Origin of the sequence: Kitasatospora griseola (assembly GCF_014648555.1) — a bacterium.
GTDB classification, from domain to species: Bacteria; Actinomycetota; Actinomycetes; order Streptomycetales; family Streptomycetaceae; genus Kitasatospora; species Kitasatospora griseola.
The window spans coordinates 22,275-46,921 of sequence record NZ_BMRI01000014.1; the positions used below are offsets into that span (position 1 = coordinate 22,275).

Genomic DNA, 24,647 nt, shown 5'->3' on the forward strand with positions numbered 1-24,647 from the left:
CCCCGTTGTGGCCGACGGTGCGCCGACCCGAACTTCTACAAAGCTGTAGAGGTTCAGCGAAGCATACAAATTCGGTCCAGTGAAGTCACACCCCGGCGGAAACGCACGATCCCCCGACGGCGGGCGGCCGTCGGGGGATCGGGAAGCGGGGGGGTCAGTGCACGCGCAGCAGTGCCAGGTGGACCACGGTGGCCCGGGCGAGGTCCAGGGTGGCGCCGCGGCGGTGGCGGCGGGCCTCGACCGACTCGGCCCGTTCGATGGCGGCGCGGCGGGCGTCGTCCTCGGCGGGGGCGTCCACGATGAACAGGTGGCGGCCGGCGCGGATCTCGTTGGCGTGCGGGATCTCGACGCACCAGCGGTGCCGGCTCTGGGGGGCGTCCATCGGCCTTCCTCTCCCGCACATGAGGTGCTGCTGCTCTCCTGGGCGACAGGGAGCTGGCTTCGACCATAGGTATAGGCCAATTCCTCCGTCAAGAGGACAAGTCGTCCAGTAAATAATCCGTTCAACGGTGTATATCCGGTCGCTGTCCGCTACCGTTCCCGGCATGACCGCCCCCGCCCACCCGGCCCCCTCGGCCCGCCGCCTGCGCACCCGGGCCGCCCTGCTCGCCGTCCTCGGCGAACACGGCGCGCTCAGCCGCGCCGAGATCAGCCGGCTCACCGGGCTCTCCCGTTCGGCCGTCAGCAGCGCCGTCACCGACCTGATCGACGAAGGGCTCGCCGGCGAGACCACCGCCGCCGCCACCACCGGACGCGGCCGCCGCGCCGCCGCCGTCACCCTGCGTCGCGCCCACGCCCTGGTCCTCGCCTTCGACTTCGGGCACACCCACGTCACCGCCGCCGTCGCCGACACCACCGGCGCCGTGCTCGGCGAGGCCACCGCCCACCTCGACGTCGACAACCACCCCCGCGAGGTCCTGGCCGCCGCCCGCGCCCTCGCCGACCGGGCGCTCGCCGCCGCCGGGCACCCGCTGGACGCGATCGCCGCCGTCGCCGCCGGCATCCCCGGCGCCCTCGACACCCGCACCAACGTGGTCCGCGCGCCCTCCACCCTCTCCCAGTGGATCGGCATGGACCCGGCCGCCGAACTCGGCCGGCTCTTCGACCGTCCCGTCACCGTCGGCAACGACGCCGAGATGGGTGCCCGCGGCGAACGCGCCCACAGCGGCGGACACGCCGTCAACGACCTGATCTACGTCAAGGCCTCCACCGGCATCGGCGCCGGCCTGCTGCTCGACGGCCGCATCTACCGGGGCGCCAGCGGCATCTCCGGCGAGATCGGCCACATCCAGCTCCCCGACACCGGCACCTGGTGCCGGTGCGGCAACCGCGGCTGCCTGGAGTCCGTCGCCTCCATCGTCGAGGTCCGCCGCCGCCTGGCCCACGTGCTCGCCCCCGGCGCCCGCCCCGACGACGCCGTCGACCTGCCGCCGCTCGGCGAACTCGCCGGCACCCCCGCCGCCGCCCGCGTCATCGGCGAAGCCGGCCGCACCATCGGACGCGTCCTCGCCGACCTGGTCAACTGCCTCAACCCCGCCGCCATCGTGATCGGCGGCGAACTCGGCCTGGCCGGAGCACCGTTGATCAACGGCATCCGGGAGTCCGTCGACCGCTACGCGCAGCCCGCCGTCGCCGAGGCCGTCGAGATCCGCGCCAGCCGGCTCGGCCTGCGCTCCGAACTGTACGGAGCCGTCGACGCCGCGGTGGCCGCCGCGGTCGGCCCCAACTAGCCGACCGTCCGGGCCCGTTCCGCCAGGAAACGCCGCTCCGGCAGGCTCGGCGCCAGCGCGGACGCCCGGCGGAACGCCTCCGCCGCCGAAGCCGCCTCGCCGGTGCGGGCCAGCAGCTCGGCCCGAACCGCCAGGAAGCGGTGGTGCCGGCCCAACGCCGCCTCCAGCGCGTGGAGTTCCTTCAGCGCGAGCTCCGCGCCGTGCACCTCCGCGAGCGCCACCACCCGGCCCAGCTCCGGCATCGGACCGGGCGCCACCCGCACCAGCAGGTCGTACAGGGCCAGGATCTGCGGCCAGTCCGTGGTCGCCACGTCCGGCGCCTCGTCGTGCAGCGCGGCGATCGCCGCCTGCAACTGGTACGGCCCCACCCGGCCGTGCGGCAGCGCCCGCTCCACCAGCGCCACGCCCTCGGCGATCGCCGCCGCGTCCCAGCACGTCCGGTCCTGCTCGGCCAGCGGCACCAGCTCCCCGGCCGGGCCCGTCCGGGAGGGCCGCCGGGCGTCGGTGAGCAGCATCAGCCCCAGCAGGCCCATCACCTCCGCATCCTCGGGCAGCAGCCGGTGCAGCAGCCTGGTCAGCCGGATCGCCTCGTCGGACAGCCGAGGGGTCGTCAGGTCCTCGCCGGAGGTGGCCGTGTAACCCTCGTTGAACACCAGGTACAGCACCTGCAGCACCTCGCGCAGCCGCTCCGCCTGCTCGCCCGGCTCCGGCCGTACGAACCGCAGCCCCGACGAGCGGATGGTCTGCTTCGCCCGGCTGATCCGCTGCGCCATCGTCGCCTCCGGCACCAGGAACGCCGCCGCGATCTGCGCCGTGCTCAGACCGCCGACCGCGCGCAGCGTCAGCGCGATCCGGCTGGGCGAGGTCAGCGCCGGGTGGCAGCACAGGAACAGCAGCGTCAGCGAGTCGTCCCGGTCGGCCTCGGGGCCGGCGTCGGCGGCCCGGCCGAGCAGCTCCGACTGCGGCGTCGCCAGGAACAGCCGCTCCTCGCGCTCGCGCCGGGCCCGGTCGGCGCGCACCAGGTCCACCAGCCGGCGCGAGGCCACGGTGACCAGCCAGCCGCGCGGGTTCTCCGGACGGCCCTGCTGCGGCCACTGCACCGCGGCCGCCAGCAGCGCCTCCTGCACCGCGTCCTCGCAGCTGTCGAACGCGCCGGGGTGGCGACGCAGCAGCGCCGCCAGGACCTGGGGTGCGAGGGTGCGCAGCAGGTCCTGGTCGGCGGCCGTCCGGTCGTCCACGCGGCTCAGTCCTCCATCGGCGTCTCGTGCAGGATCGGCCACAGCTCCACCGGCTCCTGGTCCGCCCACGGCATGTCGGCGGCGATCTCCAGCGCCCGCTGCTCGCTCTCGCAGTCCAGCAGGTAGAAGCTGGCCATGTACTCCTTGGTCTCCAGGTACGGGCCGTCGCTCACCGCGGGCAGCCCGTCCTGGCGGCGCACCAGCCGGCTGGCGGCCGCGTCGCCCAGGCCGTACGCGCCGATCAGCTCCCCGGTCTCCCGGTAGCGGTGGTTGAACGCGTCCTGCCGGGCGATCGCCTCCGGCCACTCCTCGGCCGAGACGGACGCCCACTTCTCCTGGTTGCCGTACGTCATCAGCAGGTACTTCACGGGGACCACGTCCTCTGTGCTCGTCGGGTGCTTGCGTCCGGTGGTCGGAGCCGGGAGCGGCTCCTCTACACGGCGGAGCGGAGTCTTCGAGAGATTCTCAGGAGGCGGGCGGGGTCCACACGTACGGTGTGGTGGTGGTGACGGCGTGCATGCCGAGGCGGCGCAGGATCGGGGTGCTGTCGGGGGAGGCGTCCACCTGGAGGTAGCGGATGCCGCGTTCGACGGCCCAGCGGGCGCGGTGGGCGACCAGCGAGCGGTAGATGCCGCGGCCGCGCCAGGCGGCGAGGGTGGAGCCGCCCCACAGGCCGGCGAACTCGGTGCCGGGGGTGCGGGTCAGCCAGGCGGCGGAGACCACCTCGGGGGTGGGGGTGTCGGTCTCGGCGACCACCACCAGGAAGCCCTCGGGGTCGGCGGCGGCGTTGTCGGTCAGGTCGCCGACCAGCCAGCTCCAGTCCTCGCCCCAGACCTCGGTCTGCAGCGCGGCGATCCGCCGCATGTCGGTGCGGGCGGTGACCCGGCGCAGCGTGATGCCCTCGGGGGCGGGGGTTTGGGTGGCGAGTTCGGCGGCCAGGCCGACCAGGACGGTCTCCGGGTCCTCGGCGACGAAGCCGGCCGCGGTCAGCCGCTCCGGCAGGTCGGCGGGCAGGTCGTGGCCGCGGGTCTTCCATTCGACGGACTCGCCGCGGGCGGCGAAGAAGTCGCGCTGGCGGGCGATCAGGTCGTCGAGTTCGGCGCCGCGCAGGCCGAGGTCGGCGGCGGGCGAGGTGACGAAGCCGCGGAAGCCGCCGCACTTGCGCAGCAGCGGGCCGTCGGCGTCCCGGATCTCGCCGTCGCGGACGGGGCCGAGGCCGCGCAGGTGCTCGTCGTAGGCCGCGAGCAGGGCCTTGTTCAGGTCGGTCATCAGGCGAGGGTAGAGGATCTTGGCAAGCGCTTTCCGGCCATTCTGCGGACCGGGGCCGCCCGGGACTGCCCCTGGCGTTGACGCCGGGGTGAAGGTCTAGCGTCGTGGCCATGCGGATCGGCGAGCTGGCACAGCGGGCGGGGACCACCACCAGGGCGCTGCGGTACTACGAGTCGCGGGGGCTGCTGCCCGCGCGGCGCGGCGGCAACGGGTACCGGGCGTACGACGAGGAGGACCTGCGGCTGCTGCGGCAGATCCGGGTGCTGCAGGACTTCGGGTTCGAGCTGGAGGAGACCCGGCCGTTCGTGGAGTGCCTGCAGGCCGGGCATCCGGCCGGCGACTCCTGCCCGGCCTCGCTGGAGGTGTACCGGGCGAAGCTGGCCGAACTGGACGCCATGGTGGCCCGGTTGACCGAGGTCCGGGAGCAGGTGGCGGCCCAGCTGACGCAGGCCGAGGCGGCGCGCGACGCGCTGGCCGCGGCGGACCGGGAGCCGCGCTGCGAGCTGGCCCGCACGGACGACCGAACGATCGAACGAGGAGAGGGGACCCGATGAGCGGCGTACAGGAAGTGACCGACCAGGACTTCGCGAGCGAGGTGCTGGGGGCGAAGGGCCCGGTGCTGGTGGAGTTCACCGCCGACTGGTGCCCGCCGTGCCGCCAGCTGGCGCCGGTGCTGGTCGAGGTGGCGGAGGAGCAGGCGGGCCGGCTGAAGGTCGTCGCGCTGGACGTGGACCGGAATCCGGAGACCCAGGCCGCGTACGGCGTGCTGTCGATGCCGACCCTGATGGTGTTCCGGGGCGGCGAGCCGGTGCGCTCGATGGTCGGGGCCCGCGCCAAGGCCCGACTGCTGCGGGAGTTGGACGACCTGCTGTAGGCGGGTGAGCTGTGTCACGGGGCGGGCGGGAGTCTGGGTGCGAAGCATTTGTGCGTTGTAAAGTGCAACTAGATATTAGTTGTATTTATCAACCATGGAGTCAGAGATGTCCTCGCTGCCCGCGGCGTCCCGCCTCGCCCTGCGGCACGTCCTCACCCACCTGGTCACCCCGCTGCTGATGTGCCTCGGCATGGGCGTCGCGTACCTTTCCGCCTTCCACGCCCCCGCCCCGCACCGGCTGCCGGTCGCCGTGGTCGGCCAGGGCCCGCAGGCCCGGGAGCTGGCGCAGACGCTCCAGGACAAGGCCGGCGACCGGCTGGACGTCACCACCGTCGCCGACTCCGACGCGGCCCGCACCCGGCTGCTCGACCGGGAGCTGGTCGCCGCGTACGTGCCGGGCGGCGACGCGCCGACCCTGCTGGTGGCCACCGCGAACTCGGAGACCTCGGCGAGCGCCGCCGAGAAGGTGTTCACCACGGTCGCCGCCCACCAGGGCAAGCCGTTGGCCGTCCAGGAGCTGACCCCGCTGCCGGCCGGCGACCCGACCGGGCAGGGCCTGTTCTTCCTGCTGGTGGCGTTGAGCATCGGCTCCTACGGCTCGGTCGCGGTGCTCGGCGCGGCCGGTGCGGCGCTGGCGATGCGGGCCCGGGCGCTGCTCGGCCTCGGCGTGGCGCTGGTGGTCAGCCTGCTCGGCGCGGCGCTGGCCGGGCCGGTGTTCCACCTGGTCGACCACGGCCTGTTCGGCCTCTGGGCCATGGGCTGGCTGTACTCGGCGGGCATCATCGCGATCGGCACCGCCCTGCACACCTTCCTCGGCCGGTGGACCACGCTGACCATGATGGTGCTGTTCGTGATGCTCAACTTCACCAGCTCCGGCGGCATCTTCCAGCCCGAGCTGCAGAACGGCTTCTACGGCGCCCTGCACTCCTTCTGGAACGGCGCGGGCTTCCTGGAGGGCGTCCGCGACCACGTCCACTTCGGCGGCCGGGCCGGGCTCGGCGGTCACGTCGCCACCCTGTTCGGCTGGCTCGCGGCCGGTGCGGCGCTGCTCGTCCTGGCCGCCCGCACCGAGCGGGCCCGGGCCCTCGCCGCGGCCCCCGGCCCGGACGCCGGGGAGCCGGCGGAGGAGGAGATGGAGGAGGCGGTCGGCGTCTGAGGACTGCTGCCCCTACCGTGGGTCGCAACACCGCACGACGAAGGAGCCACCGCCATGCCCGACCGCGACGCCGCGCTGGAGACCATTCAGCGCGAGCTCACCGCGTTCGCCCGCCGGGCCCGCCACAAGGCAGCCCAGCTGCACCCCGAGCTCTCGCTGGTCACGTACAGCATGCTCGACCTGGTCAAGGAGCGCGGGTCCTGCCGGGCCGCGGACCTGGCGGCGCACTTCATGCTCGACAAGTCCACCGTCAGCCGGCAGGTCGGCGCGCTGGAGCGGCTCGGGCTGCTGGGCCGCCAGGCCGATCCGGACGACCAGCGCGGGCAGTTGCTGCACCTGACCGACGCCGGCGAGCAGCTGCTGGCGGAGGCGTACGAGCAGCGCCGGCGGGCCTTCACCGACCGCTTCACCTCCTGGGACGACGAGGACCTGGACCGGTTCGCCGACTACCTGGTCCGCTACGGCGCGTCCGAATAGCCGTCCAGCCGGGCCGACTTGACCCTCACGCGACGTGAGGCCGGAGGCTGGTGCGCAGCGGGAAGGAAAGGAGGCGACGCGATGAGCGGGTACACCGTCGGGCAGCTCGCCCAGCTCGCCGGAGTGACGGTGCGCGCCCTGCACCACTACGACGAGATCGGGCTGCTGTCGCCCGGCGGACGCACCCGGGCCGGCTACCGGCGGTACGACGACGCCGAGCTGGACCGGCTGCAGCAGATCCTGTTCTATCGCGAACTCGGCTTCCCGCTGGAGGAGATCGCGGCGATCCTGGACGACCGCTCGGTCAGCCCGACCGAGCACCTGCGCCGGCAGCGCGAGCTGATCGGCGACCGGATCAGGAAGTTGGAGAACCTCGCCGCGGCAGTCGAACGAGCGATGGAGGCAAGGACGTTGGGCATTCAGCTGACCCCGGAGGAGAAGTTCGAGGTGTTCGGCAAGGACTACCAGGAGGACTGGGAGGACGAGGCCGAGCAGCGCTGGGGCGACACCGACGCCTGGAAGCAGTCCCAGCAGCGGACGGCGAAGTACACCAAGGCGGACTGGGAGCGGATCAAGGAGGAGACGGACGCCGTCAACGACGCCCTGGTGGCGGCGTTCACGGCCGGCGCGGCCCCCGACAGCCCGGAGGCGATGGACGCCGCCGAGCAGCACCGGGGCCACATCGGCCTGAACTTCTACGAGTGCGCCCCGCAGATGCACCGCTGCCTCGGCGACATGTACGTCGCCGACCCGCGGTTCACCGCCACCTACGAGCAGCTCGCCCCAGGCCTCGCCGGGTGGCTGCGGGACGCGATCCACGCCAACGCGGACCGGCAGGAGCAGTCCTGACGCATCGTCAGGCGGCCCGGCCGAAGGTGCGCCGGTAGGCGGTGGGCGAGGTGCGCATGGTGCGGCCGAAGTGGTGGCGGAAGGTTGCCGCCGACTCGAAGCCGACCGCCGCCGCGATCTCCTCGACGCTGCCTTCCGGCGACTCCAGCAGCGGCAGGCTGGCCGCGATCCGCTGGATCGCCACCCAGCGCATCGGGCTGACCCCGTTGCGGGCGGTGAAGTGCCGCAGGTACGAGCGGTCGGACATGGCGGCCGCCCGGGCCAGCAGCGGCACGGTCAGCGGCCGGGCGAGGTGTTCCAGCGCCCAGCGCATCGACCGGGCCACCCCGTCCTCGGGCTCGTCCATCGGGCGCACCGCCGCCTCGACGTACTGGGCCTGTCCGCCGTCCCGGTGCGGCGGGGCGACGAACCGGCGGGCGACGGTGTTGGCGACCTTGGCTCCGTGGTCCTGCCGGACCAGGTGCAGGCACAGGTCGATGCCGGCGGCGCTGCCCGCGCTGGTCAGCACCTGGCCGTTGTCCACGTACAGCACGTCCGGGTCGACCCGGACCTGCGGGTGGCGGCGGCGCAGCTCCTCGGCCCACCGCCAGTGCGTGGTGGCGGGCAGGCCGTCGAGCAGGCCGGCGGCGGCCAGCGCGAAGGCGCCGGAGCAGATCGACACCACCCGGGCGCCGCGGGCGTGCGCGGTGCGCAGCGCGGCGACCACGGCGGGCGGCACCTGGCCGTACGGGTCGGGCACCCCGACCACCACGGCGGTGTCGGCGGCGGCGAGTTCCTCCAGGCCGTGCCGGGGCGTCAGGGTGAATCCGCCGACCGCCTCCAGCGGGTGCCCGGGCCGCTCCGCGCACACCCGCACGTCGTACCAGGGGGCGGCCAGCAGCCCGGCGAGCTCGGGGCGGGCGAGGGCGAACACCTCGACCACCACGCCGAGTTCGAACGGGGCCATGCCCGCGAAGGCGTACACCGCGACGGTGTGCACGGGAGCCGGACGCTTTCCGATGGTGACGGGCACGGGCTCGGCCATGTGGTGCTCCAGGTGCGGCCGGTGGCGGGTTCGCGGCGAGTGTAGCCGTCCGCCCCATCGCCGTGCCGCGCGCCGGGCCGGGGCGGACCGGGTGCGTACGGGCGGCGGCGACGGGTGATCGGACGGGGGCGGAAAACCTTTGGAACTGATCTGCAACCTCCCGGGAGGATGGGAGCGTCAACACGCGCAGGCCGCAGAATGCCTCCCGCGGACGTCCACCACACCCTTTTCCCGGAGAGCAGCCATGTTCACGCCCGGTCGTGCCCGTTTCGAGAAGATTGTCGTGCTCGCCGCCGCCCGCTCCGGGTGGGGCCGACGGCACTGAGCGCGCCGAAGCCCCCGCCGGCGGATCGGACGGGGGCTTCGGTGCGAGGCTGCGTCAGCTGTTCAGCGAGGCCATCCAGGCCTCCACCTCGTCGGCCTGCCGGGGCAGGCCCACCGAGAGGTTCTCGTTGCCGTCGGCGGTGACCAGGATGTCGTCCTCGATCCGGACGCCGACGCCGCGGTACTCCTCGGGGACGGTCAGGTCGTCGGCCTGGAAGTACAGGCCGGGCTCGACGGTCAGCACCATGCCGGGCTCCAGCACCGCGTCCACGTAGTTCTCGCGGCGGGCGTGCGCGCAGTCGTGGACGTCCAGGCCGAGCATGTGGCCGGTGCCGTGCAGGGTCCAGCGGCGCTGCAGGCCGAGCTCCAGCACCTTCTCCACGTCGTACACCGAGGCGTCGATCAGGCCCCACTCCAGCAGGCGCTCGGCGAGCACCCGCTGCGCGGCGTCGTGGAAGTCGCGGAAGTTGCCGCCCGGCCGGACCGCGGCGATGCCCGCCTCCTGGGCGTCGTACACCGCGTCGTAGATCTTGCGCTGCAGCGGGGTGAACGTGCCGTTGATCGGCAGCGTGCGGGTGACGTCGGCGGTGTAGAGGGTGTGGGTCTCCACGCCGGCGTCCAGCAGCAGCAGCTCGCCGGGGCGGACGTCGCCGTCGTTGCGCACCCAGTGCAGGGTGGTGGCGTGCGGGCCGGCCGCGGCGATGGTGCCGTAGCCGACGTCGTTGCCCTCGACCCGGGCGCGGCGCCAGAAGGTGCCCTCGATCCAGCGCTCGGAGGTGGCGACGGCCCGGCCGAGCTCGCGCACCACGTCGGTGAAGCCGTTGACGGTGGAGGTGCAGGCGGCGCGCAGCTCGCCGATCTCCCACTCGTCCTTGACCAGGCGCAGCCCGGACAGGAAGACCGTCAGCTCCTGGTCCTTCTCCTCGTCGAGCTGCTCGGCGAGGGCGGCCTCCAGGCCGGCGTCGTAGCCGCGCACCAGGCGGGTCGGGACGGTGTCGGCGGCCAGCTCCTCGGCGGCCTTGCGGACGTCCCGCACCGGCAGGCCGTACAGCTTCTCGGCCTCGGCGTGGGAGTTGCGGCGGCCGACCCACAGCTCGCCCTGGCCGCTGAGCCAGAACTCGCCGTTCTCCCGGTCGGAGCGCGGCAGCAGGTAGAGCGCGAACCGGTGGCCGCCCTCGACGGGCTCGCCGACCAGCACCGCGTCCTCGGTCTGGTTGCCGGTCAGGTGCACGTACTCGCTGGCGGCGCGGAACGCGTACTCGGTGTCGTTGGCGCGGGTGCGCAGGTTGCCCGCGGGCACGACCAGCCGCTCGCCGGGGAAGGCGGCGGAGAGCTTGGCGCGGCGCTCGGCCGCGTAGGGGGCCTGGGCGACCGGCTGCAGGCCGTGCAGCTCGGTGTCGGCCCAGCCGGTGCGCATGGACGCGGCGAGCTCGTCGGAGATGTCGCCGTACAGGCCGTTCTTGCGGCTCTTGATCGGCTCGTCCTCCTCGCCCTCGGCGGCCCCTTCGGGGTTCTCGGACACCGCCGGGCTGCGGTCCTCGGTCACGTACGTCGCCTCCTTGCGCGTGGTACCGCCCCGCACTCCCCGGGTCGCGGGGCGCGAGGGCGGACGTCGCCCCCATGGTACGTAGGGCCGTTCGAGGGAAGAAAGGCCGTTCGACCTGCGGTTCGCGGCCGGCCCGCGGTCACTCGAAGCGGGCCGCCAGCAGTACCAGGTCGTCCTCGCCCTGGCCTTCGCCGCCGGCCTCGGCCAGCAGGTGGTCGCAGAGCCGCTCCGGATCCAGCCGGACGTCCCGCGGGGCGTCCGCGGCGGCCCGGCGCAGCGCGCTCTGCCCGGCGTGCAGGTTGGCCCCGAACCGGCGGGCCAGGCCCTCGGTGTACAGCACCAGCACGTCGCCGCGCTCCGCGGTGAGCTCCACCCCGGGCGCCTCCCAGCAGCTGAGCATGCCCAGCGGGGCGGACAGCGAGGTCTCCACGAAGTTCGCCCCGTACCGGGTGAGCAGCACCGGCGGGCAGTTCGCCGCCCCCGCCAGCGCGATCCGGCGCTCGGCCGGGTCGACGTTGGCGTACACGGCGGTCGCCGAGCGGGTCGGCTCGGTGGTCTTCAGCAGCAGCTCCAGGTCGCCGAGCACGGACACCGGGTCCTCGCCCTCCAGCACCGCGTACGCGCGCAGCGCCGCCCGCACCCGGCCCATCGCGGCGGCCGCGCAGGCGCCCGCGCCCGGACCGGCGCTGGGGCCGCCGCCGAGCACGCTGCCCACGGTCAGCGCCAGGGTGTCGTCCGGCAGCGGGACCGCGTCGTACCAGTCGCTGCCCGCGGAGTGCTCCAGCGCGGCGGGCACGCAGCGGGCGGCGATCCGCAGGCCGGGCCGGACCGGCAGGTGGTCGGGCAGCAGCGAGCGGCGCAGCGCGGCGGTGGCGCGCACCGCCCGGTCGGCCTCCAACTGGCGGGCCAGCAGCGGGGCGGCGAACTCGCAGTAGCGGCGCACCAGGTGCTCGCGGCGCTCGCCGGGGCGGCCCGGCTCCTCGTAGAACCAGGCCGCGGCGCCGAGCGCGCCCTCGCGCTCGGTGGCCAGCGGCAGCGCGTAGCAGGCGCCGAGGCCCAGTTGGGCGGCGATCTCGCGGAACCGGGGGCCCACCGTCGGGTCGGTGGCCAGGTCGGAGATCAGCAGCCGGCCGGTCGCGCCGGGCAGGCTGAGCAGGTCGGCGAACGGGCCGTGCTCGGCCGGGATGGTCTCCAGCTGGCCGAGCGTCGCCGGGTCCAGTCCGAGGCCGACCGGCCGGGCCAGCGTGCGGGCCGGACCGGGCCGCAGCGTGACCACCAGGCCGCGGCGGGCGCCGAGCAGCGCCGCGCCGGAGTCCAGCAGCGCGTCCAGGGTGCCGGCCAGCCCGTCGGCCCTGGCCAGCAGCTCCAGGTGCTCCTGGAGGCTGGTGAAATCGGACAGCCATCCGGCCAAACGGTCCTGCAGGTCCGCCGAGGGCGCCTCGCCGAGCTCCGGCAGCAGCGCCTGCTCGAACCTCAGGGCCTCCGCCGCCAGCGGCTGGACGTCGGTCATGTCGCAACTCCCCACAATCCGGAACGTGTCACGCAGGACCCCCGAGACCGACCGAAAACGATGTCTTTACTCACTACTCGGCACGATTCCCCCACTTGTACACAGGCCGATCGGGGCATGTCCAGGAGAGCGACGGGCCGAACGTGCCAGGGATCGTACGGCGGGGCCCCGCAGGTGCCACCCGGGGCGCCGGGCACTCACTCGTACGGTGGAACCGGTGTCGACCGACCCGCGTCCATCCGGACGTATGGGGGATTCTCGTTCCAGCGGCGCAGCGCGGGCTCGGCCGAACAGGCCCTGAGCGCAACCGCACCGCCCGCACCCCCGGCCCAGGCCGACCGACGCGGAGAGGAACGAGCCGCCATGCGCCGACACCGCCGAGAGCTGCTGACCGAGCGGGTCGGCCAGTGGTGGCCGGGCCGCCGCGGCCGGACGCTGGCCCTGACCGCCGCACTGCAGGCCGCCGTCGGCTGCGGCTGGCCGGTGGTGCCCGGCGCGCGGGCGCTGCGCGGCCCGGCCTGCTCGTGCCCGGACCGGCTCTGCCCGACGCCCGGCGCGCACCCGTGCGACCCGCCGCTGGAGGCGGCCACCACCGATCCGCGGATGGTCCGGCACTGGTGGGAGCTGCGCGCGCCCGGCGCGCCGGTGCTGGCCGCCACCGGCCGGTCGCTGTGCGCGGTGAGCCTGCCCCGCCCGGCCGGTCCGTGGCTGCTGCGGCACCTGGACGAGACCGGCGTCCCGTACGGCCCGGTGCTCGGCACGCCCGGCCGGTTCGTGCTGCTGACGGCGCCCTACACGCTGCCGGAGCTCGGCGCGCTGCTGTCCGAACGGCCGTGGGTGCCGGGCGTGTTGCGGTACCACGGGGCGGGCGGCTACCTGGTGCTGCCGCCCTCGCGGACCGGCGAGGGCCAAGTGCACTGGGTGCGCCGCCCGGGCCCCGGCCGGCCCTGGCTGCCCGAGGTGGGCACCCTGCTGGGCGGGCTGATCACCGCCAGTGCCGTCACCCTGCCGCACTGCTGACCGATCGTCAGATCAGTTGCGCCACAGGCCCGGAAACAGAAAAGGCCCGACCGCTGGCGACGGGGGATGCACCAGCGGTCGGACTGTTCAAACAGTAACAAAGATCCGGCTCCGCGCCAATTTGTCCACGCCGAAAGGCCCTTGGGATTTTTGGCGCCCGGACGCGAATGTGACGCGGGTCACTTCCGGCTAGTTGAGGGTGATCTGACGGTTCACCAGGTTGGCGCGGGCGCGGCGCTCGTCGGCGGTCAGCGGCGCGGGCGCGGCCAGCACCTCGGCCAGCTTCGCGGCGAACTCCACGGCCGGCTTCTCCACCTCGGCGGCGGCCATGTCGACCGGCAGGTCCCACACCGGCACGGTCAGGCCGTGCGCCCGGAACGAGCCGACCAGCTTGGTGCCCTCGCCCAGCGAGCTCTCGCCGGACGCCGACAGCCGGGCCAGCGCGTCCAGCAGCTGCTCCTCCGGCACCGTCATCACCCAGCGCAGGTGGTTCTTGTCCGGCGTGCCGCACCAGTACGCGGAGTCCACCCCGGCCAGCTTCTCGGTCGGGATCGCCGACGCGTTCGCCCGCTCCAGCGAGGCCGCGACCTCGCCGGTCGCCGACTCGGCGTCCTCCAGCCAGAACTCGAAGCCGGTGTGCACGGCGGGCACGAACTCGGCCGTGGTGTCCAGCAGTTCCTGCAGTCGGCGGGCGCCCGGGTCGGTCCGGCGGGCCGGCACCGGGGTGCCCGGCTCGGTGGCCAGCGCCAGCTCCAGCGCGTCCGCCAGGTCACGGCTCAGGTCGCCCGAGGACGACTGGGTCTGCAGGCCCAGCAGGATCGAGCCGTCGGCGCGCCGCAGCGCCGGCCAGGCCAGCGGCAGCACCGTCGCCAGCGTCACCGACGGAACCTCGCCGACGGCCTGCTCGGCCACCCCGGCGGCCAGCGTCAGCGGCACCGTGGCGGCCGGCACCAGCTCGCGCAGCGCCACCCAGTCGGCCTCGCCCGGCAGGCCCTCGAACGGGCGGTGCACCAACTCCTGCACCGCGTGCGCCGCCTGACGGCCGTGGCAGGCCTTGTACCGGCGGCCCGAGCCGCACGGGCACGCCTCGCGCGCTCCGACGACCGGGATCTCGCCCTCGACGACGGTGGACTGGCTGGGCTGCTTCTTCGCGGCCTTCTTGGCCATGGTGCGGCTCTCCCGGGGACGTCGGACGTTGCACCGCGCAGCCTACTTCGCCCGCGGCCCGCCGTTCAGGCGCTGCGCCGCTCCCCGCCGCCCCTCACCTGCTCGAACGCGGGCAGCTCCGCCCACACCGTCACCTGACCGGGGGCGTGCCGCACTCCCCAGTCCCTCGCCAGCTTGCCGACGATGCTCAGCCCCCGGCCGCCGTGCGCCGACACCGAGGGACTGGCCGGCACCGGCCGGGTGGTCGCCCCGCCGTCGGTGACCTCCAGGGTCAGCAGGCCGTCCCCGCGCATCCGCCAACTCACCAGCACGGTACCGATCTCCGCGTCGTCGTCGGCGACGTGCGGGCGACGGTCTGCGGATCTTCCGGGTCTGTCGCCGGGCTCCGGATCTTCGGCCTGCAGCGGCCTGGCATGACGACAGGAATTGCTGAGCAGTTCGGAGAGGATCAACACCGCGTCGTCAATCACCGCATCCGGTATCGAGCGATCACCGAGATCGTTGCGCAGCCTCCGCCGCGCGGTCGAGACACTGGCCGGACCGTGCGGAACGGCCATGGCCGATGAGGTCGACCCGGCCTGAACTGGCACAGCTCGCGCCACCATCAACGCCACCCCCGGACCTCCTTCAGCTTCTGCCGAGGGATGGATGCCCGCCGTTAATGCATCGGAAACGGGCGTTCGACGATCCGATCGCGGCATTAACGGGATCCGCACGGCTCGCGGCCGAAAGGTGAGGAGCGTCTCACCTTTCTGTCGCGTCCCGAGGGTTGTCCGAATGGGCAACGGGAAATACCCCGTTCGGTATTTATGCCACGTCAATGGAGCCCGCGTGCCACCCGGCGGGCGCCGGGCCGACCGGCCCGCTCAGCGGCCCAACTGGGCCAGCACGTCTGCCGGTCGGTTGGTGATCAGCGCCTCCACGCCGAGCTCCAGGCAGAGTTCGACGTCCTCCGGGCGGTCCACCGTCCACACGTGCACCCGGTGCCCGGCCCGGCGCAGCGCCGCCACCATGCCCGGGTCGCGGCGCACCAGCGAGATGCCCGGGCCGGCGATCGACGCCCCGCCCGGCAGCGACCTGGTCCGGCCCAGCAGCGGCACCGAGCGCTCCCACAGGTACACCCGGGGCACCGCCGGGGCGGCCCGGCGGACCCGGTGCAGGGCCAGCTCCGAGAAGCTCATCACCCGCACCGTGGACTCCTCCGGCGCGGCCGGCAGCAGACCGAAGCGGCCCAGCACCCGCAGCAGCTCGGACTCCACCCGGCCCGCGTACCGCACCGGGTGCTTGGTCTCGATCGCCAGCTCCACCCGCCGCCCGGTGTCCGCGACCAGCTCCAGCAGCCGCTCCAGGGTGAGCACCGCGCTGCGCTGCGGCTGCTTCGGGTGCTTCCACGAACCGAAGTCCAGCTCGGACAGCTGAGCCAGCGTCATGGTCGACACCACGCCCTGCCCGTCGGAGGTGCGGCCCACCGTCCGGTCGTGCACGCACACCAGCTGCCCGTCGGCGGTGACCCGGACGTCGCACTCCAGGCCGTCCGCGCCCTCCTCCAGCGCCTGCCGGTACGCCTCCTCGGTGTGCTCCGGGAGGGCCGCGGAAGACCCGCGGTGGGCGATCACCTTGACCGACGAGCGGTCGATCGGAGCGGGGAGCGGGGCCGAGGCGCTGTGCTGGGTGTTCACGTCAACCACCCTACGCGGCACCGGATGACGGCCCGCTTCCGGCACGGCAACGCTCCGGTGAACAGCTCGCCGGGGGCGGCCGGGTGGCGGTCCGTCAGCTCGCCGGGCGGCTCGTCGACCGCCCGCGGGCGGTCAGGCCCGCCGGCGCTCCAGGGCCGTCACCGCGCCGGTCGCCAGGGCCGCCGCCAGGAACGAGAACAGCGAGGCCGAGCTCCACGCCTGCGGGGTGAAGTGCACCGCCTCCTGCGCCTTCGCCCACAGGTCGGTCCACCAGCCGGCCACCGCCGTCGGCGCCAGGAACTGGTACACCGCGAAGCCCAGTGCCCACGGCAGCAGCATCACCCAGCGGGCCGGGGCGTCCTGCGCCAGGTTCCAGCCGCGCCGGCCCGCGCCGAGGAAATAGTCCACCGCCAGCACCGCGAACAGCGGCACGAACACCGAACCGATCAGGCCGAGGAACGCGTAGTACGACTCGGTGAACTCCTTGATCCGCAGCGCCAGCACCGTCACCAGCACGCCGATGCCGCCGGTCAGCACCCGCCGGTCCACCTTCGGCCACAGGTTGTGGATCGACATCGCCGTCGAGTACACGTTCGCGAACGACTGGTCCGACTCGCGCAGCACCAGCACCAGCAGGAACGCCCAGCCCGCGGCCACGCCGGTGAACGAACCGAGGATCTTGTCCGGGTCGCCGCCGGACTGCAGCAGCGCCACCACGCCCAGCACGTAGCACCACACCTGGGCCACCGTGTAGCCGGAGAACGTCCCCCAGAACGCCTTCGCCGAGCTGCGGGCGTGCCGGGTGTAGTCGGCGGCCAGCGGCACGAACGAGATCGACACCGCGATCACCGCGTCCGTCGCCGACAGGAAGCCGTCCCAGTTGCCCGCGCCCGGGTCCGGGAAGCCCAGCCGGGCGAACTGGACCGTGAAGTAGACCATCGCCACGCCGACCGCGACCGCCACGTACTTGCGCAGCACCGCGATCGCGCCCAGCGGCCAGATCGTCAGCACCGTCGTCAGCACGCCCGCCAGCAGCACGAACAGCCAGCGCCAGCCCTCGGTGCCGGCCACCGTCTGGGCGCCCCAGGCGATCACCGTCAGCTCGTACACGCCCCAGCCGACGCACTGCAGGATGTTCAGCACCGTCGGCACGTACGACAGCCGGGTGCCGAACAGGCCGCGCAGCACCGCCATCGCCGGCGCACCCGTGCGGGCGCCCACCAGGGCCGCCACCGCCAGCATCGCGGTGCCGATCGCGGTGCCCGCCACGATCGCCGTCACCGCCGCGGTGAAGCCCAGCTCGTGGCCCTGCTTGCCCAGCACCGTCGCGGCGCTGGTGAAGCCGATCAGGCTCACCCCGAGGTTGGCCCACAGCGCGAACAGCGCCCGGAAGTCCAGGGTGCGCGGCGGCGCCGTGTCGAGGGTCAGCGGGGCCTCGGCCCGCGCGGCAGCCTCATGATCGGAAATTTGGGCAGACGGAACAGCCGTCATGGCCGATACTCCCTACGCCGGCATTATCCGGACAGGTTCAGGCGGTCAGCGCCCCCTCGACCGGGGCGGCGTCACCGCCATGCCCTACGGTCGATCCGGCGCACTCTCAGCCTGGCTGGTCCAAGCTCCCGCGACGTTCTTCGGTTTACAGGAGCGACAGGCTAGCCTCCGGGCTGGGGAACGCCAAGGCCGGGGGGATCGGCGTCCGCACCGCGGGACCACTGATGTGCATGTCAGCGAGGCCTAAGGCTTCTCATGATTTCTTCAGGGGCCCGCTTACGGTGTCCGAATCCGGCATAGGAAAAACTGTGCCCCGAGGCTGTGGCCGCGCCGCCGGCGCGACGGACCACCGCCCAAGGTTCTGTCAGCGATGGAGGTCGTCCGTGAGCACCGAGCACGCGAGTGGTACCACCCCGCCGGAGAAGGCCCCCGAGGCCACCGGCACCGAGGCGGCCTCCGCCGGCTCCGGGACGCCCGCGCCCGCTCCCGCCTACCTCGACGCGCCGCCGCCGGTGCTGCCGGCGGCCCCGGCCGCGCCGGTCTCCGACGGGACGATGCAGCTCGGGAAGGTGCCCGAGGCGCCGGCCGCCCCGCCCGCCGCCCCGGTGGACGCGCCGCCGCCGTTCCAGAACCCGTACGGCAGCGTCGCCGCACCGGCCGGCCCCTACGCGCAGCCCGCCGCCGACGCGCCGGTCAACCCCTACGCGCCGACCGCGGCCGCCCCGGCCGTGCCGCCGCCGCTCGCCCAGGCCGGTGCGCCCGGCGCCCCGGGTACGCCCGGCGTCCCCGGCGAGCCGCAGCACCCGTTCGGCGCCGGCCACCCGGTGGGCGGCTGGGGCCACCCGTCCGGCGGCACCGGCGGTGTCGGCGGACCGGGCGAGCCGGGTGCGCCGTGGGGCGGCCCGCAGCCCGCCCCCGGCGGGTCCGGCAAGGGCAAGCGCGGCGGATTCGTCGCCCTGGTCGCGGCGGTCGCCCTGGTGGCCGGCCTGGCCGGCGGCGCGATCGGCGCGTCCGTCTCCGACAAGGGCGGCAGCGGCGGCACCGGCGCCAGTCACAGCAGCACCACCGTCACCGTCGGCAACACCCACCAGAACCTGGACCGGGCTCCCGAGTCCGTCGCCGGGATCGCCGCCAAGGCGCTGCCGTCCACCGTCACCATCAAGGCCTCGAACTCCAGCGAGTCCGGCACCGGCACCGGGTTCGTCTTCGACACCGAGGGCCACATCCTGACCAACAACCACGTGGTCGCGCCCGCCGCCAAGGGCGGCAAGCTCAGCGTCAAGTTCTCCGACGGCTCCTCCTACGACGCGTCCGTGGTCGGCCGCGCCGAGGGCTACGACGTCGCGGTCATCCGCCTGGAGAACCCGCCCAAGGACAAGCTCGTCCCGCTGCCGCTCGGCGACTCCGACAAGGTCGCCATCGGCGACGCCACCATCGCCATCGGCGCGCCCTACGGCCTCGAAGGCACCGTCACCACCGGCATCATCTCCGCCAAGGACCGCCCGGTCGCCTCCGGCGACGAGACCGGCGCCCAGTCCTCGTACATGAACGCCCTGCAGACCGACGCCTCGATCAACCCCGGCAACTCCGGCGGCCCGCTGCTGGACGGCTCCGGCTCGGTCATCGGCATCAACTCGGCGATCCAGTCCAACACCAGCGGCTCCGGCCGGGCCGGCTCCATCGGCCTCGGCTTCGCCATCCCGATCAACCAGGCCAAGTGGGTCGCCCAGACCCTGATCAAGGACGGCACGCCGGTCTACGCGATCCTCGGCGTCCTGCGCAACGACGACTACCGCGGCGACGGCGCCCAGATCGCCACCGCCCCGGTCCGCGACACCCCCGCTGTCACCCCCGGCGGCCCCGCCGACCAGGCCGGCCTGAAGGCCGGCGACGTCATCACCAAGCTCGGCGGCATCGCCATCGACAGCGGCCCGACCCTGGTCAGCGAGATCTGGACGCACAAGCCCGGCGAGAAGGTCGAGGTCGAGTACACCCGCGACGGCAAGGCCGCCAAGACCACCGTCACCCTCGGCGAACGCAAGGGCGACAACTGACCCACCCCACCGGAACGGTGTGCACCGAACCCGCCCCGACCCGTTAGGCTGGCCTCCGCCGAGGAGGGTTGCCCGAGCGGCCTAAGGGACCAGTCTTGAAAACTGTCGTGGCTTCGCGCCACCGTGGGTTCAAATCCCACACCCTCCGCGCCTGAGAACGGCCCCCGACCTGTGCATCCGGTCGGGGGCCGTTCGGCGTTCGCGGGTGACGGTGCGTCAGGGGAGGCGGCCGTGGGCGCGGGCGAGGGTGAGGGCGGCGAGGGTCATGCCGTCGTCGAGGCGGCCGGTGGTGATCCAGTGGTGGAGGTCGGGGAGGGGGAGCCAGCGGGTCTCGACGACTTCGTCGGGGTCGCGGGGGGCGCCGGCGGGGACGGGGGCGGGGACGGTGGCGTGGACGACGGCGACGGCGCCGGCGAGCAGGCCGGAGTCCGGGGTCATGGTGCCCAGGAGGTGGAACTCGGCGTCGGGGACGCCGAGTTCCTCGTGCAGTTCGGCGCGCGCGGTGACCAGCGGGTCGGCGTCCTGGGCGAAGCCGCGGGGCAGGCCCCACTGGAGGCGGCCGAGCGGGTAGCGGTAGGTGCGGACCAGCCCGACGAGCTCGCCGTGGACGGGGAGGACCACCACGCCGAGGCCCTCGGTGCGGTGACGGATCCTCAGGTAGCGGCCGGCGGAGCCGCTCGGGAAGGCGACCTCGTCGTCGTAGACGTCGACGAAGCGGTTGCGGTAGGCGAGGACCTCCCGGGTGCGGCGGATCGCGTCCGGGTGCTCGGGCTCTGTCACGGTGTCAGCTCCTCAGGTCGACGACTCGTCCCAGCGCGCAGGCCAGCCGTCTGGTGGAGAGTCGGCGCGCCACGCTGTCCTTGCCCTTGCGGTACAGGACGTTGCCGACCGCGCCGGCCGCCATCGCCGGGTAGCCGACCAGCCCGGGCAGCCGCCACACCTCGGTGGCCAGCGCGGGGCCGACCGCGCCCGCGGCGGTGAGCACCAGTTCGATCGCGAACCCGCCGATCGGGGCCAGCCCGGTCCGGTCGCCGAGGACGGCGGCGACCCGGGCCAGGTGGGCGTCCAGCGCCTTGCGCGCGGCGAGCGGGTCCTCGGCCGTCCGCAACCGCTCGATGCCCTTCCAGAACGGCGACTCGGCAGTGCGGCCGCGCTCGGCACGGGCCTGCATCAGGGCGGCGATCGCGTCGCCGGCGTCGGTGCGCAGCGCCGCCATCCGGGCGCGCACCCGGTCGTCGGCGAGGCCGGCCGCCGCGCCGAGCCTGACCTCGAACAGCGGCCCCGAGCCGGCCCGGTCCGGTTCCGGGAGGGTCTGCCCGGCCCGGTGGCGGTACTGGGCGAGGGCGAGTTCCTGGGCGGTGGCGCGGGCGGCCAGTCGGCCGTCGTCGAGGCCCTGACCGGTGCTGAGGGTGGTGTCGGCGACGCCGATGGAGTCGACCACGATCAGGTTGTAGAGGGTGTCGACGAACTCGATCACCAGGCCGAGGGTCTCCGGCCCGCCGACGATCTCCTCGGGGGTCCGCCCGGCGGCGTCGCCGGGCCACGGCCGGGCCAGCCGCAGCCGGCTGCGGTGGTGGAAGGCCTGCGGCCGGTCGACGCCGAGGCGGCGGATCGCGGTGGCCAGCGTGGCGTGCACCTCCCGGTACGGCTCGGGCAGGTCGGCCACTGCCCGTCCCATCGGCGAGGCCGGGTCGACGGCGGCGACCACCAGCTCGCCGAGGGCGTACAGCCGGGCGGGCGGCCGGGCCGCCACCCGCGGGAGGTGCCGGAACTCGTCGCGGACCACCGCCAGCCCGTCGGCCCGTTCCGGGTCGAGCCATTCGGCGCTCAGCAGCCGGTCGAAGTCGGCGGCCTGCTCCCGCACCTCGCCGGGGTCGAGGCCGTGGGCGGCGGGGTCGCTGAGTTCGGGCAGCAGGAGGCTCAGGAACGGGCCGGCCGGATCGACCGTCCTGGCGAGCATGCCCGCCACCGCCTCCTCGTACGAGCGCGCACCGAACAGGTGGAGCCGGAACGGGTGTTCGCCCGGTGCGCTGCTGTCCCGGGCACGCAGGACCGTGGCCGCGACCCGGTGGAACCCGAACGAGTCGAAGGCGAACGACTGCGGGACGACCACCTCGCGGCCGAGCGCCAGCGTCATCAGCACCTCGGTGAAGATCTGCAGCTGCAGCTCCTCGCCCCGGCCGTCCCCGGGCCCGGCCGTCCGGGCCGAGTCGAGCGACTCCAGATACTGGTACTGCCTGCCGTCGTCGTACACCATGCCGTGTCCCCCCAGGACGAGCCGTCGCACCGGGACGCTACCTGCGGCGTCCGGCGCTGACCACCCCCGGGCCGACGGGCCGTCAGAACAGCGTCGGCGGCCCGTCCGGGGCGGGCAGCCCGGGGAGCGCGTCCTGCCACAGGGCGGCGTCGGTGAGCGGGAGTTGGCGCATGCTGCCGTCGCACAGCTGCAACGAGCGGCGGTCGCGCTTGTGGTCGTGGATGACGCCGTAGCCGGTGCGGCGGGTGGGCATCAGGGCGACCGGGCGGTCGCAGGCGGGGCACTGGACACGGGGTGCGCGCATGGGTACCAGGGTGCCCGAACCGACCGACAGCCCGACAGGGGGCGGCGACGCTTGCTCGGAGCCGGACGGGGGAGGAGAGTGCGGGCGGAACGAGTGGAGGTCGTCGTGGGTGAGTTGGTCGAACGGCTGCGCGCGGGACTGCCGGACGGCGCCGTCGCGGTGGACCCGGACGTCACGGGCGCGTACGCCCGCGACATGGCGGGATTCTGCGACGCGGGCGAGCCGGCGGTGCTGGTCTTCCCGGAGACGGTCGAACAGGTGCAGTTCGTGATGCGCACCGCGACCGAACTGCGCGTCCCGGTGGTGCCGCAGGGCGCGCGCACCGGGCTGTCCGGCGGCGCGAACGCCGTCGACGGCTGCATCCTGCTCTCGCTGACCCGGATGAACCGGATCCTGCACCTCGACCCGGTCGACCGGATCGCGATCGTGCAGCCCGGCGTGGTCAACGCCGAACTGTCCCGGGCCGCCGAAGCCCGGCAGCTGGCCTACCCGCCGGACCCGTCGAGCTGGGAGTCCTGCACCATCGGCGGCAACATCGGCACCGGCGCCGGCGGCCTGTGCTGCGTGAAGTACGGCGTGACCGGCGAGTACGTGCTCGGCCTGGACGTGGTGCTGGCCGACGGCCGACTGCTGCGCACCGGACGGCGAACGGCCAAGGGCGTGGCCGGCTACGACCTGACCCGGCTGCTGGTCGGCTCCGAGGGCACCCTCGGCGTGGTGGTCGAGGCGGTGCTCGCGCTGCGCCCCGCGCCCGGCCCGCAGCTGGTGCTGGCGGCCGAGTTCGACTCGGTGGACGCCGCCGGGCGGGCGGTGTGCGACGTGATGGCCGCCGGGTTCACGCCCTCGCTGATGGAGCTGATGGACGCCACCACCGTCCGCGCGGTCAACGAGATGGCGCAGATGGGCCTTCCGGAGTCCACCCGGGCGCTGCTGCTGGTCGCCTTCGACGGCCCGGACCAGCGCGAGCTGCTGGCCGCGGTCGGCGAGCTGTGCACGGCCGCCGGGGCCATCGAGGTGGTGCCGGCCGAGGACCGGGCGGAGTCGGAACTGCTGCTCCAGGCCCGCCGGCTGGCGCTGCCCGCGCTGGAGCGGATGGGCACCACGATGATCGACGACGTGGCGGTGCCGCGCAGCGCGCTGGCCGCCATGCTGAACGGCGTCGCCGGGATCGCCGAGCGGCACCGGCTGACCATCGGCATGGTCGCGCACGCCGGCGACGGCAACACCCATCCGGTGGTGATCTTCGACGCCCGGGATCCGGAGCAGGCGGAGCGGGCCCGGGTCTCCTTCGACGAGATCATGGCGCTCGGCCTGGAGCTGGGCGGCACGGTGACGGGCGAGCACGGCATCGGGCTGCTGAAGCGCGAGTGGCTGGCCCGGGAGCTGGGGTCGGTCGGCCTGGAGCTGCAGCGGCAGATCAAGGCGGTCTTCGACCCGCTGGGCCTGCTCAACCCGGGAAAGATGATCTGAGGATCGTTCGGAATTCGGATCGGATTTCCCTGGAATCAGGCCGGGCCGACCACCCCGCTGGAATATCGACATTCGACGGTCGGCGCACCGGAACGGGGCGCGGGTGCGCCGTGCGCGCGCCCGAGGGGTGGCGCGACTCGCCGTGGACCGGCGGCTCGCGCTCCCGCCCGGCCGGGGCCGCCGATCGCCCGAGGTCGGGCAAAAGGCCAGCTCCGTGCAGGTGTTCCGCAGGCCCGGAGCCCCCGTGCAGGGGCATGCGCAGGGGTGCGCGGATCACGCTAATGAGGGAAAAGGCCCAGCGGTGCTGGTGCTTTGTCGATTTGTTGCGGAATTCTGGTCCTCGGAAGTGAATGGCAGCGATTCACGGTCATCGGCAGTGACCGGAGCGACCATCGGCAGCACGGAGGAATCCATGACGCACTTACGCACCACCCGCCCGGCCGCAGGCCACGGCCCGATCGGCGGTGCGGCCTCCGACGCCGGCGCCGTCCTCGCGCCGGTCCATCGCCACTGACCTCCCGGCGGGAGGTGCGGCCGGACCGGCGGGGGCGCCGGACCGGCCGGAGCACCTGCCGCCGGAGCACCCGGGAGTGGAAAGGGTCACCCGCCTCGGGGCAGCACAGACGAACGGAAAACCCCTCGGGGGCGCGGCGACCGCCGCGCCCCCGAGGGGTTTTCCGACCGGAGGAGCCGCCCTACCGTCGGGCGGTGAGGGTCGCCCCGACGCTGGCGGCGACCACGCAGCAGATGCCGATCAGCTGCGGCAGGCCCAGCACCTGGCCGAGCACCAGCAGTCCGACCAGCGCGCTGACCGCCGGGTCCAGGCTGACGATCACGCTGAACACCCGCTGGGACATCCGGCGCAGCGCGACCATCTCCAGCGCGTACGGCAGCACCGGGAAGAGCAGCGCGACACCCGCGACGGCGAGCAGCAGCAGCGCGGGGGAGGAGGCGCCGGACAGGCCGTGCAGCGCCTCGGCGGCGCCGAACGGGGCGAGCACGACCATACCGACGGTGAACGAGACCGCCAGGCCCTCGAACCCGCGGAACGCCGCGCCGACCTTGTCGGTGAACAGGATGTAGCCGGCGTAGCAGGCGGCCGCACCGAAGGCGCAGGCCAGGCCGACCGGGTCCAGGCTGGAGCCGGACTCGCCGTGGCCAAACAGGGTGAGCAGCACCACGCCGCCGGCGGCGAGCATCGCCCACAG

General features: G+C 74.0%; 24 protein-coding genes and 1 tRNA gene. 10 read left to right on the forward strand and 15 right to left on the reverse strand.

The window, feature by feature from the left end:
• Positions 1–154: 154 nt before the first annotated feature.
• A complete protein-coding gene (locus tag IEZ12_RS19185; protein ID WP_043915261.1) occupies positions 155–382 on the reverse strand; it encodes a hypothetical protein in 228 nt (75 codons plus the stop codon).
• 163 nt (positions 383–545) lie between these two features.
• Here IEZ12_RS19185 and IEZ12_RS19190 point away from each other — a divergent pair, with 163 nt between their 5' ends.
• Complete coding sequence (locus tag IEZ12_RS19190) at positions 546–1,730, forward strand: ROK family transcriptional regulator (protein WP_189273102.1); 1,185 nt, start codon at positions 546–548, stop codon at positions 1,728–1,730.
• Here the strand turns inward: IEZ12_RS19190 and IEZ12_RS19195 are convergent.
• The 3 genes from IEZ12_RS19195 to IEZ12_RS19205 form a co-directional block, all read right to left on the reverse strand.
• The gene (locus tag IEZ12_RS19195) at positions 1,727–2,968 is read right to left on the reverse strand and encodes an RNA polymerase sigma factor (protein WP_189273103.1); all 1,242 of its coding nucleotides are present in this window, start codon (positions 2,966–2,968) and stop codon (positions 1,727–1,729) included. The two genes, IEZ12_RS19190 and IEZ12_RS19195, sit on opposite strands and share 4 nt — an antisense overlap.
• 5 nt (positions 2,969–2,973) lie before the next feature.
• Complete coding sequence (locus IEZ12_RS19200) at positions 2,974–3,336, reverse strand: YciI family protein (protein WP_043915259.1); 363 nt, start codon at positions 3,334–3,336, stop codon at positions 2,974–2,976.
• 97 nt (positions 3,337–3,433) lie between these two features.
• Positions 3,434–4,237, reverse strand: a complete 804-nt coding sequence (locus tag IEZ12_RS19205) for a GNAT family N-acetyltransferase (protein ID WP_189273104.1) — start codon at positions 4,235–4,237, stop codon at positions 3,434–3,436.
• A gap of 110 nt (positions 4,238–4,347) precedes the next feature.
• Between IEZ12_RS19205 and IEZ12_RS19210 the strand changes: the two genes are divergently transcribed.
• The 5 genes from IEZ12_RS19210 (at position 4,348) to IEZ12_RS19230 (ending at position 7,593) form a co-directional block, all read left to right on the forward strand.
• Positions 4,348–4,791, forward strand: a complete 444-nt coding sequence (locus tag IEZ12_RS19210) for a MerR family transcriptional regulator (protein ID WP_100589238.1) — start codon at positions 4,348–4,350, stop codon at positions 4,789–4,791.
• Complete coding sequence (locus tag IEZ12_RS19215) at positions 4,788–5,111, forward strand: thioredoxin family protein (RefSeq protein WP_043915256.1); 324 nt, start codon at positions 4,788–4,790, stop codon at positions 5,109–5,111. The genes IEZ12_RS19210 and IEZ12_RS19215 overlap by 4 nt, the downstream gene beginning before the upstream one ends.
• 94 nt (positions 5,112–5,205) lie before the next feature.
• Positions 5,206–6,267, forward strand: coding sequence for a YhgE/Pip domain-containing protein (locus tag IEZ12_RS19220; protein WP_189273105.1), 1,062 nt, complete (start codon positions 5,206–5,208; stop codon positions 6,265–6,267).
• 54 nt (positions 6,268–6,321) lie between these two features.
• Positions 6,322–6,744, forward strand: a complete 423-nt coding sequence (locus IEZ12_RS19225; protein WP_189273106.1) for a MarR family winged helix-turn-helix transcriptional regulator — start codon at positions 6,322–6,324, stop codon at positions 6,742–6,744.
• 81 nt (positions 6,745–6,825) lie between these two features.
• The gene (locus IEZ12_RS19230; protein WP_189273107.1) at positions 6,826–7,593 is read left to right on the forward strand and encodes a MerR family transcriptional regulator; all 768 of its coding nucleotides are present in this window, start codon (positions 6,826–6,828) and stop codon (positions 7,591–7,593) included.
• Between the two features lie 7 nt (positions 7,594–7,600).
• Here IEZ12_RS19230 and IEZ12_RS19235 read toward each other — a convergent pair whose 3' ends face one another.
• The 3 genes from IEZ12_RS19235 to IEZ12_RS19245 form a co-directional block, all read right to left on the reverse strand.
• Positions 7,601–8,617: a helix-turn-helix domain-containing protein gene (locus IEZ12_RS19235; protein WP_189273108.1), complete on the reverse strand. Its 1,017-nt coding sequence runs from the start codon at positions 8,615–8,617 to the stop codon at positions 7,601–7,603.
• A 379-nt stretch (positions 8,618–8,996) separates the two neighbouring features.
• Complete coding sequence (locus IEZ12_RS19240) at positions 8,997–10,487, reverse strand: aminopeptidase P family protein (protein ID WP_189273109.1); 1,491 nt, start codon at positions 10,485–10,487, stop codon at positions 8,997–8,999.
• 139 nt (positions 10,488–10,626) lie between these two features.
• Entirely contained in the window at positions 10,627–11,997 is a 1,371-nt protein-coding gene (locus IEZ12_RS19245) for a PP2C family protein-serine/threonine phosphatase (RefSeq protein WP_189273110.1), read from the reverse strand.
• A 363-nt stretch (positions 11,998–12,360) separates the two neighbouring features.
• Between IEZ12_RS19245 and IEZ12_RS19250 the strand changes: the two genes are divergently transcribed.
• Positions 12,361–13,017, forward strand: a complete 657-nt coding sequence (locus tag IEZ12_RS19250; RefSeq protein WP_189273111.1) for a bifunctional DNA primase/polymerase — start codon at positions 12,361–12,363, stop codon at positions 13,015–13,017.
• Positions 13,018–13,206: 189 nt separating this feature from the next.
• Here IEZ12_RS19250 and IEZ12_RS19255 read toward each other — a convergent pair whose 3' ends face one another.
• The 4 genes from IEZ12_RS19255 to IEZ12_RS19270 all read right to left on the reverse strand — a co-directional run bounded on the left by IEZ12_RS19255 (position 13,207) and on the right by IEZ12_RS19270 (position 17,354).
• Entirely contained in the window at positions 13,207–14,184 is a 978-nt protein-coding gene (locus IEZ12_RS19255) for a DUF5926 family protein (protein ID WP_100589161.1), read from the reverse strand.
• 65 nt (positions 14,185–14,249) lie between these two features.
• On the reverse strand, positions 14,250–14,789 hold the full coding sequence (locus tag IEZ12_RS19260) for an ATP-binding protein (RefSeq protein WP_189273285.1): 540 nt from the start codon (positions 14,787–14,789) through the stop codon (positions 14,250–14,252).
• Between the two features lie 261 nt (positions 14,790–15,050).
• Positions 15,051–15,863 (reverse strand): glycerophosphodiester phosphodiesterase, encoded by an 813-nt coding sequence (locus IEZ12_RS19265; protein ID WP_229847692.1) that lies wholly within the window; start codon positions 15,861–15,863, stop codon positions 15,051–15,053.
• Positions 15,864–15,995: 132 nt separating this feature from the next.
• Positions 15,996–17,354, reverse strand: coding sequence for a purine-cytosine permease family protein (locus IEZ12_RS19270; protein ID WP_189273112.1), 1,359 nt, complete (start codon positions 17,352–17,354; stop codon positions 15,996–15,998).
• Between the two features lie 383 nt (positions 17,355–17,737).
• On the opposite strand from IEZ12_RS19270, the gene IEZ12_RS19275 reads away from it, so the two are divergent.
• Positions 17,738–19,408 carry a S1C family serine protease gene (locus tag IEZ12_RS19275; protein ID WP_189273113.1) on the forward strand — a complete coding sequence of 557 codons (1,671 nt, stop codon included), beginning with the start codon at positions 17,738–17,740 and terminating at the stop codon, positions 19,406–19,408.
• A gap of 62 nt (positions 19,409–19,470) precedes the next feature.
• Positions 19,471–19,556 (forward strand) — tRNA-Ser (locus tag IEZ12_RS19280).
• 68 nt (positions 19,557–19,624) lie between these two features.
• Here IEZ12_RS19280 and IEZ12_RS19285 read toward each other — a convergent pair.
• From IEZ12_RS19285 to IEZ12_RS19295, 3 genes are all read right to left on the reverse strand, one after another.
• Positions 19,625–20,188: an NUDIX hydrolase gene (locus IEZ12_RS19285; RefSeq protein ID WP_189273114.1), complete on the reverse strand. Its 564-nt coding sequence runs from the start codon at positions 20,186–20,188 to the stop codon at positions 19,625–19,627.
• Positions 20,189–20,192: 4 nt separating this feature from the next.
• Positions 20,193–21,665, reverse strand: a complete 1,473-nt coding sequence (locus IEZ12_RS19290; RefSeq protein ID WP_189273115.1) for a hypothetical protein — start codon at positions 21,663–21,665, stop codon at positions 20,193–20,195.
• A gap of 82 nt (positions 21,666–21,747) precedes the next feature.
• Positions 21,748–21,969 (reverse strand): hypothetical protein, encoded by a 222-nt coding sequence (locus tag IEZ12_RS19295; RefSeq protein ID WP_189273116.1) that lies wholly within the window; start codon positions 21,967–21,969, stop codon positions 21,748–21,750.
• A 105-nt stretch (positions 21,970–22,074) separates the two neighbouring features.
• Between IEZ12_RS19295 and IEZ12_RS19300 the strand changes: the two genes are divergently transcribed.
• On the forward strand, positions 22,075–23,439 hold the full coding sequence (locus IEZ12_RS19300; RefSeq protein WP_189273117.1) for an FAD-binding oxidoreductase: 1,365 nt from the start codon (positions 22,075–22,077) through the stop codon (positions 23,437–23,439).
• A gap of 695 nt (positions 23,440–24,134) precedes the next feature.
• On the opposite strand, the gene IEZ12_RS19305 is transcribed toward IEZ12_RS19300, so the two are convergent.
• A partial coding sequence (locus IEZ12_RS19305; RefSeq protein ID WP_189273118.1) for an EamA family transporter occupies positions 24,135–24,647 on the reverse strand: 513 nt, incomplete at its 5' end.